Below are 15,352 nucleotides of genomic sequence, written 5' to 3'. Positions count from 1 at the left end.
GGGGGGCGGGGGTGTTGCGTAGGGGGTAGTCGTCGGCGTCGGCGTCTTCTTCCCAGACTGTCACCAGGAACTCTTCGGTGAGGTGGGGTCGCTGGATCCGGGTGCGCTCGATCAGCTGGACGGCGAACTCGTCGGGGGTGAGGCCAGAGCCGTAGCGGGTGCCGGTGGAGAGCATTCCGGAGCCGTCTGCGTACTCCGTGCGGAAGACCAAGCGGCTCTCGATGTCGTTCACAGCTGGTCTCCCTTGGGCTGGCCGGGGATCCACGCGCCGAACGCGGGATCCTCCGGGGCCGGGGAGGTGGTGGGGGCTCCAGCGGATGCGTAGTCGTCGTCCAGGGAGGCGCGCTGCTGCTTGACCCAGTCCGCCCACTCGACGTCGGTGGGTGCGGGTGCGCCTTCCTGCTCCAGCTGCTCCGCCCAGTAGGACGCGGTGGGGAGGTCGACGGCGCGGCGTACCGCGTCGAGTGCGGAGACGGACGTGGGGAAGTCCCACGGCCGGTCGGTCTGGCAGGTGTGCCAGGTGTCCAGGATCAGGAGCCCCTGCATCAGGTGCGTGATCCGGAATCGTTCTGCCTGCTCTGCGCGGGCGGAATACGGGTTGATCGCCACGAGGATCGCCTTTCACTCGCTGTGACTTGGTTCACTCCGAACAGTAAGGGAGTGATATCAAAAAGTCCAGCAGGGTGAGAAGTTCGTACCGATTTCCCCATCAACGATTTAGCAGCGCTACTGTTTTCGGTATGGGAACGTTCAGATCCGCTAAAGAGACGCTGGCGGACATCAGCGAGGCGTCGAAAAAGGTGGGCGGGGCCGCGGAGTGGCAGACGATCGCGCTGGTCGCGGTCGCTGCGGTGTCCGTGACGGCGCTGCTGATCGCGGTCGCCGCGATGGTCAGTCAGGAGCGGTAGTGAGCTGGAGTCGACAGCGCCACGAGGGCGCAGAACCTGGAGATTGGGATGCAGCACTCAGGCTTTCGGATCGCGTTTCGCACCATCTGGTCGCGTGCCGTGAGGTGGCCATATTCCAGTGGATCGCCGTGCGCCTCTCTGACGGTGGCGCCGAAAACGACACGCTCTACCCGTCCCGCGCCGACGCGGTAGCGGCCCAACTGGCGCCGCAGTACTACGCGTTCACGCAGATCACGCCGGACGCCATGTCGCCGCGGGCCGCGTGGCGGTACCTGCTGATGTGCCGGCAGATCCACGGGCGCCACAACAACCAGTTCCACCATGCCGAATACATGCCGATCCTGCCGCAGCGCCTGGAGCTCGCGCGCGGCGTGTTCCGCTGAGGAGACGACGATGGCAGACGAGACCTTTCACATTCCGGAGCAGTCGACGGAGTCGCCGGAGCAGGTGACGTTCATGGCGGCGCCGGAGGCCGCGGACCCGGAGGCGCCGTACGGCCGGTTCGATAACGGCAAGCCGCGCAAGACCCCGCCGAAGACCACGAAGGCGCCGAAGACCGCGGCGGCGCCGAAGGCGTCGGCCCCGAAGGCGCCGCGGAAGGGCGCGGCGGCCGATTTCCGTCCGGCGATCCAGGAGGGCATCAGCCTGCTGTCGGTCCCGCTGATGGGGCTCGGCAGGCTCAACCGCGCGTTTCTGGCGGATGCGGCCACGCTCCAGATGAACTCGAAGCCGCTGGCGCACGCACTGAACGAGTGCGCCAAGATCAACCCGACGATCGAGCGGCTGTTGTCGACGTCGGCGCCGGCAGTGCCGTACGTCCTGCTGGGGAGCGCGCTGTTCAACATGGGTGTGCAGATGATGGCGAACCATGGCAAGGCGGTGCCGGTGCCGGGCGTCAAGATCGACGACCCGGAAGAACTGGCGGCCGCGATGGAGCAACAGATGCGCGTCGCGGCGGAGCAGGCCGCGCCGGAGCAGCATCAGTACGCGGCGGCGGCGGCGTAGATGGAGATCCGCAGCTATCCCCGGGACTTCTTCCTGCACCGGGTGTGGCGGTATGAGCCGGGGGAGCACGTCTCGTTCCTGGCGCCGACCGGGGGCGGGAAAACGCATCTCGCGAACCAGCTGCTTGCGGTGACGTCGTCGGAGCATCTTCAGGCGCTGTCGCTCGTGATGAAACCGCGCGATCAGACCGCGCGGAAGTTCGCCAAGTCCTCGGGGCACCGGATCGTGCGTTCGTGGCCGGTGCCTCCGGGTGCGGAGTTCTGGCGGACGAAGAAGCCGTCGGGGTATGTGCTGTGGCCGCGTCACCGGTTTGATCCTGATATCGACGACGCGGCGCACTATCAGGTGTTCCGGACGGCGGTGCTCGACTCGTACAAGAAGGGCAAGCGGATCCTGTTCGCCGACGAGGTCTACAGCCTGGCGCGGGAGCTGCGAATCGAGCGGGAGTTGGTCACGGTGTGGACCAAGGGCCGCTCGATGGAGTGTGGGCTCTGGGGGGCGACGCAGCGTCCTTGGGGTGCGCCGCAGCAGATGTACTCCCAGGCTGAGCACTTGTTCTTGTCCTACTCGCCGGATACCCGTGACCACGACCGGTACGGGGAGATCGGCGGGATTGATCCGAAGCTGGTCGCGAACGCGGTGAAGCAGCTGCCGCGGTACTGGTGGCTGTACATCCGGCGGTCCGACCGTGTGATGTGCGTGGTCCAGAAGTAGGGATTGAGTAGCTTTGCTTATCAATGCGGGGCTACTCTTTCAGCAACGCTTATCAATTGGCCGACCAAGGGAGAGAGAATCATGGCGGTAGCTACGGCTCCGGCTCCGGCCACCAAGGGGAAGGCGGCGGCGCCGGCAGCGTCGGCCGCGCGCCCCTTCCTGTGCGGGACGCAGAGCGTCGAGACCCACACGTATGACAAGACCAAGACCCTCACGACCGGCACGCAGACGATGGACACGTTCTACGTGTCCACGGACGGGTTCCTGGCCGACCTGTTCGTTCTGGTCGAGGCGACGACCGCGGCGAACGCGGCCACCGTGGCGTTCGCGGCTGACGCGCCGTGGAACATGATCCAGAGCATCACCTTCAACGACACGACGAACAAGCCGATCATCGGCCCGTTCTCCGGTCTCGACCTGAAGATGTTCCTGAAGTACGGCGGGTTCGCGTTCGTCGACGACCCGCAGCAGGACGTCGCCAACTACTCCGCGGTGACCGGCGTCGGCGCCGGCCTCGGCGGCTCCGCCTCGTTCGTGCTGCGGATCCCGCTCCAGTTCGTCGCCCGTGAAGCGCTGGGCGCGCTCCCGAACACCTCGAACCAGACGGTGTACTCCGTGGACATCACACTCAATGCCTCCGGGCAGGTGTACACCACTCCTCCGACCACGCTGCCCAGCGTCCGCGTGCGGATCCAGCAGGACGGCTACCGCGAGAGCGCGGGGCAGGACATCCAGGGGAACCCGACACAGCGGACGCCCCCGGCTCTCGGCGCGGTCCAGTACATGCGCAAGTTCTCCGACGACATCAGCGCCGGTGCGCAGAACTTCCGGCTGTCGCCGTGGGAGGGCATGACCCGCGGTCTCCACTTCATCCTCCGCGACAGCACGGGCTCGCGGTCGGTCGGTGAGACCGACTTCCCGGACCCGCTCCGCCTGCACTACGACAACAACCTCCCGATCGACCGGCTCAAGGCCATCTGGAAGCACAAGATCATCACGCAGTACGGGTACACCGCGGCGATCGACACCGCGGGCGGCCGGGACTCCGGTGTCTACGCGCTCCCCTTCAATCGGGACTGGGGGCTGAAGCCCGGCCAGGAAGGGCGGTACGGCTACATGCCGGTGTCCGCCGGTACGGCCATCCGTTTCGACGGCGTGATCGGGGGCTCCGGCAGTCACAAGCTGGAGACGCTCGTGAACTACGTGAACCCTCCGGGCGGACAGGTCAAGGCGCTCACCGCGCGCTGATCGAGCACGGCCGGGGTGGTCCGGTACGTCACCGCCCACGGCTGTACGTCAACGACTTGACGTACCACCCGCACACGGAGAGGAACAGATCATGGGAATGCTCAAGCCCTACACCACGCTGGCGATCGGCGTCGTCATCGGGTATCTCGTACTGCCCAAGGTCATCAAGATGGTGCCACTCGGGTCCGGTAGCTGATGGCACAGCAGGGAGGTATCTCGGGTGTCGCGGTGGGCATGGCTACGGCCGGGGCCTTCCTGCTGTACGTCGGGATCCAGGGCGTAGACATCCGGGCCGGCCTGAAAGACATCACGAACGGGAAGCTCCCGGAGGGCAAGCCGAAGTCGTCAGGTGCGACGGCGGCGGCAGAGGCCGCGCTCGCACAAGGCTCGGCGGCCGGCGCTTCCCGTCCGTCCTCCGGTACCGGGGCCGGAGCAGGCCCCCATCCCGAACTCGTGACGGCAGCGCGTAGATACCTGGGCGTGCCGTACGTGTTCGGCGGGACGACCCCTAAGGGTCTGGACTGCTCCGGTCTCGTCGTGCTCGCGTTCCGGGACGCGTACGGCGTGACGCCTCCGCGCACCACCTATGTCCAGGTGGCATGGCGTCAGCTGACGAAGATCAGCCGGGCGGACATGGGCGCCGGAGATCTCTGCTTCTGGCCGGCGTCCGGGCCTCCGTCGCATGTCGCAATCGCGGTGGACGGAGACACGGTCATCCACGCGCCGCGGCCCGGGAAGGTCGTCCAGGAGGTGCCCGTGGGCCAGGCATTCACGGGCGGGGCGCTGCCGGTCGTCTACCGCTACACCGGAGGCAAGTGATGTCGCAGACGACCGGGATCATCCTGGCCACGGGTGCTATCACCGTGGCGAACCAGAGCGTGTTCCATGACAAGCCGGTGAACTGGCGCATCCCGATCGCGACGGGGCTGGCCGCGCTCGCGTTCTCCGGGGCGGAGCGGGTGTGGCCCAAGGGCGCGGTCCTGCTGGCCTGGACGGGCATGATCGCGGTCCTGATGACGCGGACCGACCCGGGCACACCGTCGCCGACGGAATCGGCACTCAGCTGGTGGGACAAGGGAGGTAAGTAATGAACGCGTTCACGAAGGTGGCGACGCTGATCGTCGCAACGGGTCTCGTGACCACGCTGGTACTGCCGGGCCGGCAGACGGACAAGGTTCTGTCCGCGCTGTTCGGCGGGGTCAGCAAGTGGCAGGCGACCGCCATGGGCACCAGGAACGGCTGACCCATGGTCTACAGCGGAAACTTGGTACAGCAGGCCCGGTACCCGACCGTGGCCCTGTCCGTGGCACTCAGCGGGGACCATGCGGCCGGGGCGGAGCCGGACGACGCCGACATGTTCGGCGGGACCGCTCCGGCCGGGCCCGGGCCCGACTACGGATCCCCGGGTTTGTGGGTGGCACCGGAGACGGCGGCGCCCGCGTCCGGCATGCCGATGGACCCGTCCTCGCACTGGGCATACGACGCGCCGGCGCTCACCCCTCCGCGTCTGGGGTGGGTGGATGCGCAGTACGTCGCACGGGACCAGATGCTGAAGTCCCACGGGGCCGTGGACGCGTCCACGGTGACCAGCCTGCCACGGGAGCCGCAGTTCCAGTTCCAGGGCCAAGGGAACATCGTCAACCGGCAGCAGGGCCAGACCAGTTGGGAGCCGGAACTCTCCGGCCCCCTGGCCCGGGGCCCGAACTCGTACGCGGAGAACAACCCGTCCACGGAGGTCTATGACGGGGCAGGGATGCGGCTGGGATACGACACGCTCACGTGGGGCGAATACTCGAGCCCGGGCCCGCAGCAGATGCAGTACCAGCTGCGCGCGGTCGGCGCGGAAGAGGTCAACTTCCCCGTCGACACTCCGGCGATCCCGAACAGCGCCCCGTACTCCGGGTGGGGCACCGGTACGCAGATCCAGCAGTCGCCGTACGGGTCCATTCCGCGGCTGTTCGCCGCACCGTCCACCTCCGCGATCAGTGACGCCACCATGGCGGAGCAGCAGGACGCGGGCGGCGAATTCAGTTCGGACGGGTGGGGATGATGGCCGACACCATCGACATCCCGAAAATCGGGGCGGTCAAGAAAACGCAGGTCATGGCGGTGGGCGGAATCGCGGGCGGGATCATCCTGTTCGCGTTCTGGCGGTCGCGGTCCGCGGCGGTCGACGACGCACCGGTGGAGGAGGTGTTGCCGGAGGATCCTTTCCAGGGGCTCACGGACTCCGGTCTGGGCGGGAGCGTGGGCGGGTACTCGTCGTCGTCGTCGGGCAGCACGTCGGACACGCAGACGTCGGCGCCGCGGACGAACGCGGAGTGGTCTCAGCTGGCGTCGGAGAAGCTGGCCGCGTCGTACGAGCCTGCCGCGATCGACGGGGCACTCGGCCGGTACCTGGGACGTCAGCCGCTCACGACGCTGGACCAGACGATCGTCCGTGCGGCGATCGCCCGGGCAGGGTACCCGCCGGAGGGCACGTACACCGTGATCACCGGTGGGGACAGTGATATCAAGGTCGCCCCGACCGGGCTAAAGGCCGTGGCCGCGTCCGCAACGGCGGTGGACCTGACGTGGGCTCTGGTGGCCGGCGCTTCCCGGTACCGCATCTACCGGTCCGGTTCGCGGGACAACGTCGGCACGTCGATGGACGGTACGGCGCAGGTGGGCGGACTCCAGCCAAACGTCTCGTACACGTTCCAGGTGGCCGCGGAGACGGCGGCCGGGAAGGTGGGGCCGAAGTCGTCGGCGGTGAGCGCCCGGACGAAGTCGGTCGTGCTCAAGGTCCCGACCGGCGTCAAGGTCTCCAAGATCACGCGGTCCGGGGCGACGGTGTCCTGGACGAAGGTACCCAACGCGACGATCTACCGGCTGTACGTCGACGGTGTCGCGCACGGGGCCGCGGAGGCCCCCCCGTACGCCGTGGGCGGTCTGACGGCGAACAAGTCCCACAAAGTCACCGTGGCGGCCGATGCCACGGGCCAGAGTCCCAGCAAGCAGTCTGCTGCTGCCACTTTCAAGACCCTGAAGTAAGGAGAACGATCATGAGCCTGAAGCCTGAAATCTCGATCGGCGCGGGGCTGGCGGTGGGGACGCTGGTCTACTCGATGTACAGCAACGCGACCCCGACCACATCCGACATCCGGTCGCTGGTGGAGAACAACGAGGACGTCAACCGGGCGGAGCGGTCGACGTCGTGGATGGCGGCCGGAGTCGTCGCCGGGATCTCGCTCATCGCGCGGGATCCGGTGATCTTCACCGTGGGCGGCGTGATGGTCATCGGCATGGCGTGGATGACCCGCCACGCGAACGCGGTGAACCCGGACCTGAAGCGGTTCGTCCCCGGAGGCGCGACGCAGTCGGAGCCGGAGCCGGAAATGTCCACGGAGCAGTACACCGCTTTCGAGAACCAGTTCGCGGCAGCGTAGGGAGAGGGGGCGGTCATGGCTGACTTCACGGTGAAGGTGCTCGGCGGTGTCCGCCTCCAGCTCACCTATGAGGAGGTGGTGGCATCACTCGCGGTCGCGGGCTGGCCGGAGAACGAGTGGATGACGGCCACGGCGGTCATCGCGGCCGAGAGCGACCGCGTGTGCAACATCTACAACACGTACAAGAGCGGCCACTACGGGCTCATGCAAATGTCCGCGTCGGCCCACCCTGCATGGTTCAAGGCGCTGCCGAACAAGAACGCATGGACAGAACCCTCGATCAACTGCAAGGGCGGTCTGACGCTCTGGCGGCAGTCGAAGTACCAGCCGTGGGAGGCGTACACGAACGGCCGGTACGCCGGATTCATCCTCCAGGCCCAGGCCGCTGTCTCGTCTTACAAGTCCAAGCGGAAGAAGTACGGCAGCGCGACCGCGACGGCGGAGAAGATCTTCCGCCCGAAGATCATTGAGGGTCTGGTCTCGCTCCAGATGGGGGCCGGCCTCCAGTCCGTAGCCGACGCGATCGCGGGTGACGCCAAGCTGACGGCGGACACCGTCCAGGCCGCCGGGGACGGGACCGCGTCCGCCGTGAACGACGTCGCCGACGCGGTCAACGCCGGATCGGGTGGCCTGCTCGGCGCGGCGCAGCTGGCACTCGGCGCCGGGAAGTGGCTTGGCGACGCGGGGAACTGGCTCCGTATCGTCCAGGTCATCGCCGGGGGTGCGCTGCTGATCGGTGGTATCGCGATTGTGGCCAAGCCCGCGACAGCGGCGGCCGGGAAGGTGGCCACCGCGGTGACGCCGGTCGGGCGGGCCGTGAAATCTGCCGGCGGGGCGATCGGCTCCGCGGCATCCAAGGTCAAGGGAGCAGCAGCATGACGACGATGCAGGGTGTGCCGGACCTTTCGCCGGACCCGGATGACGTGCTCCAGGTCGAGGCGCCGGAGCCGGTGGTGCAGGTCCGGCCGGTCGGCCCGGTGCGGGTCCAGGACCTCCCCCGGGTGTCTGCCGGCATCCGGGGGCTCACGGTTCCGGACGGTCCGCCGAAGCAGCTGCTTACCGCGGACCCGCACCGCGCGACCGCGACGATCATCACGTCCGATCTCGCGATCCTGATCGGAGGCTCCGCGCAGGACATCCAGGGTGGCCAGCCCGGACAGCTCCCGGCGGGAACGGTCCTGAAGTTCGGCGCGACCGACGAACTGTGGGCAACGGCGCTGGGCGGGACCGTCACCACGGTCACGGTGATCCAGGAGCGATGGGCCAATGGCTGAGCAGCAGCCGCTCAACCTGGGGACCGACGTCGTCCTGGACGCGGGCGGGAACGGGCGGGCGCACATCGGGCCGACGTACGGCCCGAACCTGTGGCACGTCCAGGCCATCAGCGTCCGGACGTCGCAACCGGGGGCCGGGCTCATCCCGCAGTGCGCCCTGTACCGGGGCACGGAGGACGCGAACGGGTACGTAGACACCACCTATGACGGGTCCGCGAATTCCTGTGACGTCAATTTTGATATCAGTCAGGGGACGGAAATCATCGCGGTCTGGACGGGCGGGAATCCGGGCGACGTCGCCACCCTCTCCGTTTACGGGACAAGGGAGTAAGCCGTGGGGTTCCGCGAATCGATTCTGGCCGGTAAGAAGCTGGTCCGGGAAGCGATCCAGTCCGGCCAGTACATTCCTGGATCGTCCGGGTGGACGATCAACCGGGACGGTACGGCGGAATTCGCAGACCTCACGATTCGTTCTTCGGACGGGTCCGGCGCCACCGTGGAAATCGAGAATGGGAAAGCGATTTTCACCGCCGCGAACGGGTGGCAGATCATCGTTGACCCGACGAACAATTTGCCCGTGATTTATTTCAAGGACGGCGACGGAGACGAAGCCGGGGCGATCAACGCAACGGGCGACAACGCGCGGTCGGGATTGAATGTGTCGTCTGGCCCGTTCGCGGACGGAGTGGTGCCGGATTACCGGTGGGTGACGTTCATGGGGGAGGGGACGACAACCAACTCATGGCAGGCTCTCCGCACCCGCGACTCCGACACGTCGGTCCTGAATGGCGGTTTCCTTTTCCTGGATCGGGACACCGCACAAATGGCGGTCATCGACACCGCGGATCCGACCGTTCAGACCCTGCTGCAAATTGAAAAGGGGGTGGCCATTTTCGACGAAGCGCGGGTGTTCGTGTCGGCCCGGCCCGCCACACAGCCCGCATTCCGGGTGGATGTGGCCGACCCCGGACACACCGGATTCATGGTTCATGTGCAGCGGGAAGGCTCCGCTAAGTTCACCGTCGACAAAGACGGGAACGTCGGAGCCCTTGGAGATCTCGCGTGCTTCGGCAGCGTATTCGTCAACGGCGTGGACCAGGGGCGGGGGCTCAAGGATTTTGCCGCAATCACGGCCAGTGCACCCACGGTCACCACGACGGAAACCGTAGGAATCACGTCCGGGACGACAACTTTCATGAACGGCCGGGCGTACGAGGTTTCCGTCCGGGCATGGGTCCAGTCGACGATTGCCAGCGACACCGTACAGACGCGGTTGCGGAAAACGAACGCGACCGGGCAGCAGCTTTTCGACACGTTCCGTACGGCGCTCATCAACGGCGCCAATACGCAATCCTCAATCCAGTACAGCACGATCATCCGTAACGTTTCCGGAGCGGCTATCGTCGCCGAACTTGCGGTCACATATTTTCGGGCGAGCGGAACGGGGAACGTTCTGCTCGGCGGGAACGCGGTCAATCCTTCCTGGATCCGCATCAAGGACATCGGACCGGCGACGGATTATCCGTCAACGGTCGCTCTCACCTAAGGGGAAAAATCATGGCTCACATCGACGCATTGGATGGCCTGGAGATCGAGGGAAAGGCCATCATCCTGAATACGACGGAGGGCCCGGAACTCGTCTCGTGGGACAAGCTCGATGTCCACGCGGACGTGGACGCGGTCGCGCAGGGTCTCACCGGGCTCCAGACGTCCATGGAAGCCGAACTGGCGATGCTGCGGGCCCGGGTGGAGGAGCTGGAGGACCAGGCGCGCGCGGCGGGCGCGGACAAGACCGAAGCGCCGGCCAAGGCCAGCACAAGCAAGGCGGCAGCGAAGTGACGGCGCCGACCACGGTCGTTGTCGACGGCCAGGAGCCGGACGAGACCACCGCCAGTTTTGAAGCCGGGGTGGCCGCGGCGACGTCGGTGCAGGCGTCGGAAGAGGCCGCGGAGGCCGCCGGTACGGCGGAGGCCGCCGCGGAGCAGGCGACGTTCGCCACGCAAGCCGCCGGAGAGGCCGTATCGACCGCGTATGACGCGCAAGCCGGTGTCGAGGGTCTGCGCGGTGACCTGACCATGTTCATGGACGAGATGCGGGCGGCGCTCACCGCCCGGGCCACGCCGGAGCCGGAGCCGGAGGCCGCGCCGGAAGTGCCGGCGCCGGAGCCCACCCCCGATCCGGAACCGGCCGCGGAGACGCCGAAGAAGAAGCGGCGCTACGGGTCGTCACTCGTGTTCGGCAGCAAGGCGTACGAGGACGAGTGACCCGCGCCCGGGGCGTACGCCCCGGGCGCCATCTGCGTCAACTCCCTGCCGCCGCGCCGTTTATAGGTCTATGGTGCGACGTGTCGAAGCAAATGCACATCTGATCGGGAGGCGATCCCATGATCCAAGTTTCTGAGCGTCCGTCACCGTTTGTCCGGCTCGCCCGTGAGGCGGTCGAGACCCTGGACGGTCCCGACGTGCTCGATGCGGTCTGCCGCGCGCACGCCGACGAAGTCAACGGCCTGGACGCCCGCTACATGGGCGCGCTGGACGACCTGCGGTCCACCACCGTCCGGCTCCGCACCGCAGACGACATGGTCCGCACCCTGCATGCGGTCGCCGCGGACCAGCTGATGCGGGGCGCGCGGCTGGACGCGTTCAATCAGCAGCTGGGACGTCAGCTGTCGCGCGTGCGGCAGCTGGTCGCGACCGCACGGGAGTCGGGAACGGCGGGGCTGACGTCGCCGGAAGCGGCGCTAGACGCGGTCGCGCTCATGGTGGCCGACCTGGAGCAGGCGATCGCGGAGCCGATCGACCGGGCAGAGTTCGTGCCGGTCGTCGTCGCGTTCCAGCCGGAGCCGGCGCGCGACCGGGTCGGGCACTTCGTGTCGGATGACGGACTGGTCCGGCAGGGATACCCGCTGGTCGGGTGGTCGCTGGTCGTCCGGCCGCAGGAACACGACACACGGAGGCTGGAACCGACGTTCATGGTCGGGGAGCAGGCGCTCCCGGTGTCGTCTCTGACGGAGATCTACGGCATGCGGCTGTCTGAGCTGCGGTAATCAGGACTCCCGCGCGGCATCCACCCCCAGGTGTCGCGCGGGTTGCGAAGCGGCCCCGGTCCCTCTCCCCCAGGGACCGGGGCCGCTTTCTGATATCGCACACCGGTTTTCGATATCAGAAACTCTGACTTTGTGATATCACTGACCCATGAAAATGGGACGGCCCGCCAAGGGACTCACGGAGCGGATCCTGCTCCGCCTCAGCGACGAGGAACGATGGATGGCCGAGAGCCTGGCCACCGAGCTCCAATGCAGCCTGAACGACGCACTACGCATCTGCGTCCGACGCGGCTACGGAAAGGTCGGGCCGTCCCGTGAGGTCGACGGCCCGGTCCTGGAGCCCGATTTCAAGCCCGCTCCACTCACGAGCGTACCCAAGATCCAGGGCCAGACAGCCATCGACATCGACGAAGACAGCACGGAGGCACCCGAATGACCAGCACGACATACCGCGCACTGGACCTGCTCACCAAGGGCGGCTACGAACCCAAGGTCAGCTCCCGCGGCCCCTTCTGGCGCCCGCCCGTCCCCAAGCCCTCCCGCTACGTCCACCTGCCCGCATGGGACTGGGAGTCGGAAGGCGTGGCCGGCCCCGGCGACGAGATGGCCGACGCGGACGTCTCCGGCGCATTCGTCGCCGCACTCACGTCCGGAACCTACGCACACGGCGCCCTCACCCGCACCGGACCGTTCCACGGACTCAAGCCCGCCCCGGGGTACTACCAGATTCTTACCCCCGTGTGGCAACTCCCCAGCATCGTCTCCCCACTCGGCTCCGCAGAGCTCCCGGACGCCGTATGGATCAAACACCCCACACTCGACCTGCTCCAGCAGCTGGCCACCGCCGGGAAGCTGCCCGACATCGAGGTAAAGGACAGCTACACGGCCAAAGTCAGCTGCCGACTGCGGACGTGGGGGGAGAAGCTGCGCGACGACCGCGCGGCCCTGCTCGCCACCCGGAACGCGACCGCACCGGGCACCGTCGCCCGGGCCGCCGCGGACAAGGCATACGCCGACTTCAAGGACTCGTACTCCATCGCCATCCAGATGATGGCGGGCAAGACCGACGATGCGACCGGAGACCTGAAGACCAACAAGTCGGAGGTACTGCGCCCCGACTGGTATCACACCATCCACGCGCAGCACGCAGCGACGATGTGGCGGAAGGTCTTCAGCGCACACGAAGCAGGCATCTTCCCCTATGCCATGGGATCCCTGGACGAAGTGACGTACCGCCAAGAGGACTGGGACCGCATCCCGACCCTGCCGAAACCCCCCTTCCGCATCGACGAGACCGGCGTCACACTCGGCTCGTTCAAGGTCAAGAACCAGTGGGTGATGGCGTGAGGTTCCCGGAGGCGCTGGACGGCGCCCTGCGAGGCTGGTACCCCGTCGCGGGCATCAAGAGCCCCATCAGCCAGCGACGGGGCTTCACCGCCCGACTCAACGCCCTTGAGCGCGCTCTCGGCGGTCGCCGCGCCGCCGCAGCAGCGATGGGCATCGGCTACAGCACGTGGGGAGCATGGTTCGCCAAGAAACCGCGCGGCGCGTCCGCCGCATCCCTGCGTAAGGTCGACGACGCCTACGCACAGCTGCTCCGCACCAAGACCGTGACCAAGACCAGCGGCCCGGGCCTGATGGTCGTCACGGCCGACGTCGTCGCGGACCCGCGCAAATCCCGCTACCGCAACAAGACCTTGAGGCGCCAGTTCAAGGCGGACCAGCTGGGAAAGGCAGGGATCCGCCCGATCGTGCTGCGGTGGCAGAACGGCGGTTCGCCGGCAGACGTCGCCGCGGTCGCGATCGCTGCCATCAAGTCCGCCTACTCCACAGAGTTCGCGTTCGAGGGCGACAGCGTCACCGTGGAACTCTCGTGAGGCGCGGGAAGGTCCCAGTGCCGGGCGGGCGGCGATCCTACGCGTCGAAGCGAGGTACCCGCCCGGCAAGGGAAGCGGCACACACGAGGGCGTAACGCTCGATCAGATCGTACAGGCACGACCCCCGCCCCACACCGGCGGGGACCAGCCGAACTAGGGCCCCGGAGCAGCTGCTCCGGGGCCCTACTGCGTTCCCTGCCGCGCGGTTCGTCTCACCCGCCACACGGCCGCCAGGCGCCCCATCACGAGCGGCACGGTCAACTGCACCCACACGTAGATCTCCGGCGGCAGAGGGTGCCCCACAAGCCGATTGCACACCCACAGCGCCGCGCCGGTCGTCGCGGTGACGTACGCCGGAAACGCGACGTCGCCCGACGTCGGCGGCGCGGTCTCCTCGATGGCCGGCCTCTCCTCGCTCATCCCTACCCCTTCCCCTCCAGCTTGGCCACGCGCCCCTCCAGCAGCGCCACCCGCGCCTCCGTCGTCAACGGCACCGGATGCAGCACGGGCGGAGGCTTCGGCGCAGTCGCCGGAGGCTTAGGCTTCGGCACCGGCCGGAGCAGGGCACCCGTCGCCTTCCTGATGCCTGCCATCGACACACCGGGGCCGCGCGGATCCACCTTGCCCACCTGCCACTCCAGGTGACCGATCACGGACCGCTCCGACCACTTGTGGTACCGGCAGAGCACGAACCCGACCGCGGCCATGGTGCGCAGCTGCGCCGCCGGCCACGGGTCCTTCCCGTCTCCCAGGTTCTCCGACTCGAAACCGTAGAACCGGGCGTTCCCGTCGATGGTGTTCCGCTTCGGCTTGGGGAGCGTCGTCTCCGCGATCACCGCGGCCAGCACGTCCGGGTCACCGAGGCCTGCATGGTTCGCGCGTCCCCACCCGATCATGTGGAGGTCACCGTTCTTGGCGATCATCCCGTGACAGAGCGGACCGGGCAGGTCCGCGTACCCCTTGTCGACGATGCTCACGGTCGCCGCGGTGCCCTTGGTGACGGTGTGATGGTGCAACACACCGTTGACCGGGCCCCAGTTGCCGTGACCCTCGCGGTTGTGCTGGAGGTACCCGGGGCGCTCGATGACCTTGACCCCAAGCGACCGCACAGCATCGCTAAACTGTTTGCCATCCATTGGTGTAGCCATGCTTAACAATGACACACGGGTATGACACCTGACAGAAAGTCAAGGAAGGTAATCGGCCATGACGCGCCGGTTCTCGTGGCATTTGCAGTCAGGTTCAGCCGTTCAGGGTGTAACCTCACCGATAAGCAAGACGGCCCCACTCCGAGTAACGAGCTCGGAGCGGGGCCACGGCCCGACACCTGATAACGCGGGATGTTGCGGCCGGCGACGGAAACCATCTAGCGGGCCATCCCCAGGTGCCGATGACGCAGAGATTACCAGCGGAATCGGTGATCCTTCGAGGGAATCGGGGCTCGATCAGATGAAATCTGGCGTCGGTGTACAACCATCCGCGTAGAACGGTGCAGGCTGCATCGTGGACGCGGATTTTTTCGTGTCCCGCGGAGCAGTCAGCATTTTGGATAACCCCAGGTCAGAGGGCTGCAAACTGAAAATCTGAGCGGTACCAGGATTTTTGATCGCCTCCGGGGTCCAGCCGGAGGGAAAAACCTGCATCCGCTCACTCGAAAACCTGCACGTCGCCTACACGAGGGGAGTGATCGACTCCACTTGCTTGACCCGCTGGGACTACCCGATGGCCACGGACCCCAGAGGACCAAAAGTCGCTATGTCGCTCACTCTAGAGCCATAGTGCCGCATTCGCGCGTCCATTTCCACCCACCGTTTTTTTTGGGGGGGGGGAAAGAGGGGGGTGTCTCTATGTC

25 protein-coding genes are annotated in these 15,352 nt (G+C 67.0%); 21 read left to right on the top strand and 4 right to left on the bottom strand.

Annotation, left to right across the window (positions count from 1 at the left end; translation table 11 throughout):
• On the bottom strand, positions 1-232 hold a 232-nt coding region (locus tag JGS39_RS24150), incomplete at its 3' end, for a hypothetical protein (protein WP_219571552.1).
• Positions 229-609, bottom strand: coding sequence for a hypothetical protein (locus JGS39_RS24145; protein WP_219571551.1), 381 nt, complete (start codon positions 607-609; stop codon positions 229-231). The genes JGS39_RS24145 and JGS39_RS24150, both read right to left, overlap by 4 nt.
• Positions 610-740: 131 nt before the next feature.
• On the opposite strand from JGS39_RS24145, the gene JGS39_RS24140 reads away from it, so the two are divergent.
• The 21 genes from JGS39_RS24140 (at position 741) to JGS39_RS24040 (ending at position 13,500) form a co-directional block, all read left to right on the top strand.
• Positions 741-908: a hypothetical protein gene (locus tag JGS39_RS24140; RefSeq protein ID WP_219571550.1), complete on the top strand. Its 168-nt coding sequence runs from the start codon at positions 741-743 to the stop codon at positions 906-908.
• On the top strand, positions 908-1,291 hold the full coding sequence (locus JGS39_RS24135) for a hypothetical protein (protein ID WP_219571549.1): 384 nt from the start codon (positions 908-910) through the stop codon (positions 1,289-1,291). Before JGS39_RS24140 ends, JGS39_RS24135 begins: the two co-directional genes overlap by 1 nt.
• 10 nt (positions 1,292-1,301) lie before the next feature.
• A complete protein-coding gene (locus JGS39_RS24130; RefSeq protein ID WP_219571548.1) occupies positions 1,302-1,913 on the top strand; it encodes a hypothetical protein in 612 nt (203 codons plus the stop codon).
• Entirely contained in the window at positions 1,914-2,627 is a 714-nt protein-coding gene (locus tag JGS39_RS24125; RefSeq protein WP_219571547.1) for a DEAD/DEAH box helicase family protein, read from the top strand. It begins immediately after the preceding gene.
• Positions 2,628-2,708: 81 nt separating this feature from the next.
• Positions 2,709-3,875 (top strand): hypothetical protein, encoded by a 1,167-nt coding sequence (locus JGS39_RS24120; RefSeq protein WP_219571546.1) that lies wholly within the window; start codon positions 2,709-2,711, stop codon positions 3,873-3,875.
• Positions 3,876-4,070: 195 nt separating this feature from the next.
• Complete coding sequence (locus tag JGS39_RS24115; RefSeq protein WP_219571545.1) at positions 4,071-4,694, top strand: C40 family peptidase; 624 nt, start codon at positions 4,071-4,073, stop codon at positions 4,692-4,694.
• Entirely contained in the window at positions 4,694-4,963 is a 270-nt protein-coding gene (locus JGS39_RS24110; RefSeq protein ID WP_219571544.1) for a hypothetical protein, read from the top strand. Before JGS39_RS24115 ends, JGS39_RS24110 begins: the two co-directional genes overlap by 1 nt.
• Positions 4,963-5,118 (top strand): hypothetical protein, encoded by a 156-nt coding sequence (locus JGS39_RS24105; RefSeq protein WP_219571543.1) that lies wholly within the window; start codon positions 4,963-4,965, stop codon positions 5,116-5,118. The genes JGS39_RS24110 and JGS39_RS24105 overlap by 1 nt, the downstream gene beginning before the upstream one ends.
• A gap of 3 nt (positions 5,119-5,121) precedes the next feature.
• The gene (locus tag JGS39_RS24100) at positions 5,122-5,925 is read left to right on the top strand and encodes a hypothetical protein (protein ID WP_219571542.1); all 804 of its coding nucleotides are present in this window, start codon (positions 5,122-5,124) and stop codon (positions 5,923-5,925) included.
• The gene (locus tag JGS39_RS24095; protein ID WP_219571541.1) at positions 5,925-6,908 is read left to right on the top strand and encodes a fibronectin type III domain-containing protein; all 984 of its coding nucleotides are present in this window, start codon (positions 5,925-5,927) and stop codon (positions 6,906-6,908) included. The genes JGS39_RS24100 and JGS39_RS24095 overlap by 1 nt, the downstream gene beginning before the upstream one ends.
• An 11-nt stretch (positions 6,909-6,919) precedes the next feature.
• Entirely contained in the window at positions 6,920-7,303 is a 384-nt protein-coding gene (locus JGS39_RS24090) for a hypothetical protein (protein ID WP_219571540.1), read from the top strand.
• 15 nt (positions 7,304-7,318) lie between these two features.
• Positions 7,319-8,182, top strand: coding sequence for a TrbL/VirB6 family protein (locus JGS39_RS24085; protein ID WP_219571539.1), 864 nt, complete (start codon positions 7,319-7,321; stop codon positions 8,180-8,182).
• Entirely contained in the window at positions 8,179-8,577 is a 399-nt protein-coding gene (locus tag JGS39_RS24080; RefSeq protein ID WP_219571538.1) for a hypothetical protein, read from the top strand. The genes JGS39_RS24085 and JGS39_RS24080 overlap by 4 nt, the downstream gene beginning before the upstream one ends.
• Positions 8,570-8,908 carry a hypothetical protein gene (locus JGS39_RS24075; protein WP_219571537.1) on the top strand — a complete coding sequence of 113 codons (339 nt, stop codon included), beginning with the start codon at positions 8,570-8,572 and terminating at the stop codon, positions 8,906-8,908. Before JGS39_RS24080 ends, JGS39_RS24075 begins: the two co-directional genes overlap by 8 nt.
• 3 nt (positions 8,909-8,911) lie before the next feature.
• Positions 8,912-10,123: a hypothetical protein gene (locus JGS39_RS24070; RefSeq protein ID WP_219571536.1), complete on the top strand. Its 1,212-nt coding sequence runs from the start codon at positions 8,912-8,914 to the stop codon at positions 10,121-10,123.
• An 11-nt stretch (positions 10,124-10,134) separates the two neighbouring features.
• Positions 10,135-10,416, top strand: a complete 282-nt coding sequence (locus tag JGS39_RS24065; protein ID WP_219571535.1) for a hypothetical protein — start codon at positions 10,135-10,137, stop codon at positions 10,414-10,416.
• Positions 10,413-10,841, top strand: coding sequence for a hypothetical protein (locus JGS39_RS24060; protein ID WP_219571534.1), 429 nt, complete (start codon positions 10,413-10,415; stop codon positions 10,839-10,841). The genes JGS39_RS24065 and JGS39_RS24060 overlap by 4 nt, the downstream gene beginning before the upstream one ends.
• A 119-nt stretch (positions 10,842-10,960) precedes the next feature.
• Complete coding sequence (locus tag JGS39_RS24055) at positions 10,961-11,623, top strand: hypothetical protein (protein WP_219571533.1); 663 nt, start codon at positions 10,961-10,963, stop codon at positions 11,621-11,623.
• A gap of 148 nt (positions 11,624-11,771) precedes the next feature.
• Positions 11,772-12,059, top strand: a complete 288-nt coding sequence (locus JGS39_RS24050; protein ID WP_219571532.1) for a hypothetical protein — start codon at positions 11,772-11,774, stop codon at positions 12,057-12,059.
• Positions 12,056-12,970 carry a hypothetical protein gene (locus JGS39_RS24045; RefSeq protein ID WP_219571531.1) on the top strand — a complete coding sequence of 305 codons (915 nt, stop codon included), beginning with the start codon at positions 12,056-12,058 and terminating at the stop codon, positions 12,968-12,970. The genes JGS39_RS24050 and JGS39_RS24045 overlap by 4 nt, the downstream gene beginning before the upstream one ends.
• Positions 12,967-13,500 (top strand): hypothetical protein, encoded by a 534-nt coding sequence (locus JGS39_RS24040; protein ID WP_219571530.1) that lies wholly within the window; start codon positions 12,967-12,969, stop codon positions 13,498-13,500. Before JGS39_RS24045 ends, JGS39_RS24040 begins: the two co-directional genes overlap by 4 nt.
• A gap of 183 nt (positions 13,501-13,683) precedes the next feature.
• Here JGS39_RS24040 and JGS39_RS24035 read toward each other — a convergent pair whose 3' ends face one another.
• Both JGS39_RS24035 and JGS39_RS24030 read right to left on the bottom strand, forming a co-directional pair.
• Positions 13,684-13,920 (bottom strand): hypothetical protein, encoded by a 237-nt coding sequence (locus JGS39_RS24035; protein WP_219571529.1) that lies wholly within the window; start codon positions 13,918-13,920, stop codon positions 13,684-13,686.
• A 2-nt stretch (positions 13,921-13,922) separates the two neighbouring features.
• The gene (locus JGS39_RS24030; RefSeq protein ID WP_308120647.1) at positions 13,923-14,609 is read right to left on the bottom strand and encodes a peptidoglycan recognition protein family protein; all 687 of its coding nucleotides are present in this window, start codon (positions 14,607-14,609) and stop codon (positions 13,923-13,925) included.
• Positions 14,610-15,352: the final 743 nt, after the last annotated feature.

It is taken from the genome of Streptomyces poriferorum (genome assembly GCF_019399235.1).
GTDB classification, from domain to species: Bacteria; Actinomycetota; Actinomycetes; order Streptomycetales; family Streptomycetaceae; genus Streptomyces; species Streptomyces poriferorum.
This window is presented reverse-complemented; position numbering and strand designations above follow the sequence as displayed.

Bases quoted from the DNA above. Each gene is read 5' to 3' on its own strand.
- JGS39_RS24055 (WP_219571533.1), top strand. From the start codon at position 10,961: ATGATCCAAGTTTCTGAGCGTCCGTCACCGTTTGTCCGGCTCGCCCGT.
- JGS39_RS24035 (WP_219571529.1), bottom strand. From the start codon at position 13,920: ATGAGCGAGGAGAGGCCGGCCATCGAGGAGACCGCGCCGCCGACGTCG.
- JGS39_RS24085 (WP_219571539.1), top strand. From the start codon at position 7,319: ATGGCTGACTTCACGGTGAAGGTGCTCGGCGGTGTCCGCCTCCAGCTC.
- JGS39_RS24080 (WP_219571538.1), top strand. From the start codon at position 8,179: ATGACGACGATGCAGGGTGTGCCGGACCTTTCGCCGGACCCGGATGAC.
- JGS39_RS24125 (WP_219571547.1), top strand. From the start codon at position 1,914: ATGGAGATCCGCAGCTATCCCCGGGACTTCTTCCTGCACCGGGTGTGG.
- JGS39_RS24100 (WP_219571542.1), top strand. From the start codon at position 5,122: ATGGTCTACAGCGGAAACTTGGTACAGCAGGCCCGGTACCCGACCGTG.
- JGS39_RS24105 (WP_219571543.1), top strand. From the start codon at position 4,963: ATGAACGCGTTCACGAAGGTGGCGACGCTGATCGTCGCAACGGGTCTC.
- JGS39_RS24050 (WP_219571532.1), top strand. From the start codon at position 11,772: ATGAAAATGGGACGGCCCGCCAAGGGACTCACGGAGCGGATCCTGCTC.
- JGS39_RS24045 (WP_219571531.1), top strand. From the start codon at position 12,056: ATGACCAGCACGACATACCGCGCACTGGACCTGCTCACCAAGGGCGGC.
- JGS39_RS24110 (WP_219571544.1), top strand. From the start codon at position 4,694: ATGTCGCAGACGACCGGGATCATCCTGGCCACGGGTGCTATCACCGTG.
- JGS39_RS24140 (WP_219571550.1), top strand. From the start codon at position 741: ATGGGAACGTTCAGATCCGCTAAAGAGACGCTGGCGGACATCAGCGAG.
- JGS39_RS24115 (WP_219571545.1), top strand. From the start codon at position 4,071: ATGGCACAGCAGGGAGGTATCTCGGGTGTCGCGGTGGGCATGGCTACG.
- JGS39_RS24095 (WP_219571541.1), top strand. From the start codon at position 5,925: ATGGCCGACACCATCGACATCCCGAAAATCGGGGCGGTCAAGAAAACG.
- JGS39_RS24065 (WP_219571535.1), top strand. From the start codon at position 10,135: ATGGCTCACATCGACGCATTGGATGGCCTGGAGATCGAGGGAAAGGCC.
- JGS39_RS24090 (WP_219571540.1), top strand. From the start codon at position 6,920: ATGAGCCTGAAGCCTGAAATCTCGATCGGCGCGGGGCTGGCGGTGGGG.
- JGS39_RS24130 (WP_219571548.1), top strand. From the start codon at position 1,302: ATGGCAGACGAGACCTTTCACATTCCGGAGCAGTCGACGGAGTCGCCG.
- JGS39_RS24120 (WP_219571546.1), top strand. From the start codon at position 2,709: ATGGCGGTAGCTACGGCTCCGGCTCCGGCCACCAAGGGGAAGGCGGCG.
- JGS39_RS24075 (WP_219571537.1), top strand. From the start codon at position 8,570: ATGGCTGAGCAGCAGCCGCTCAACCTGGGGACCGACGTCGTCCTGGAC.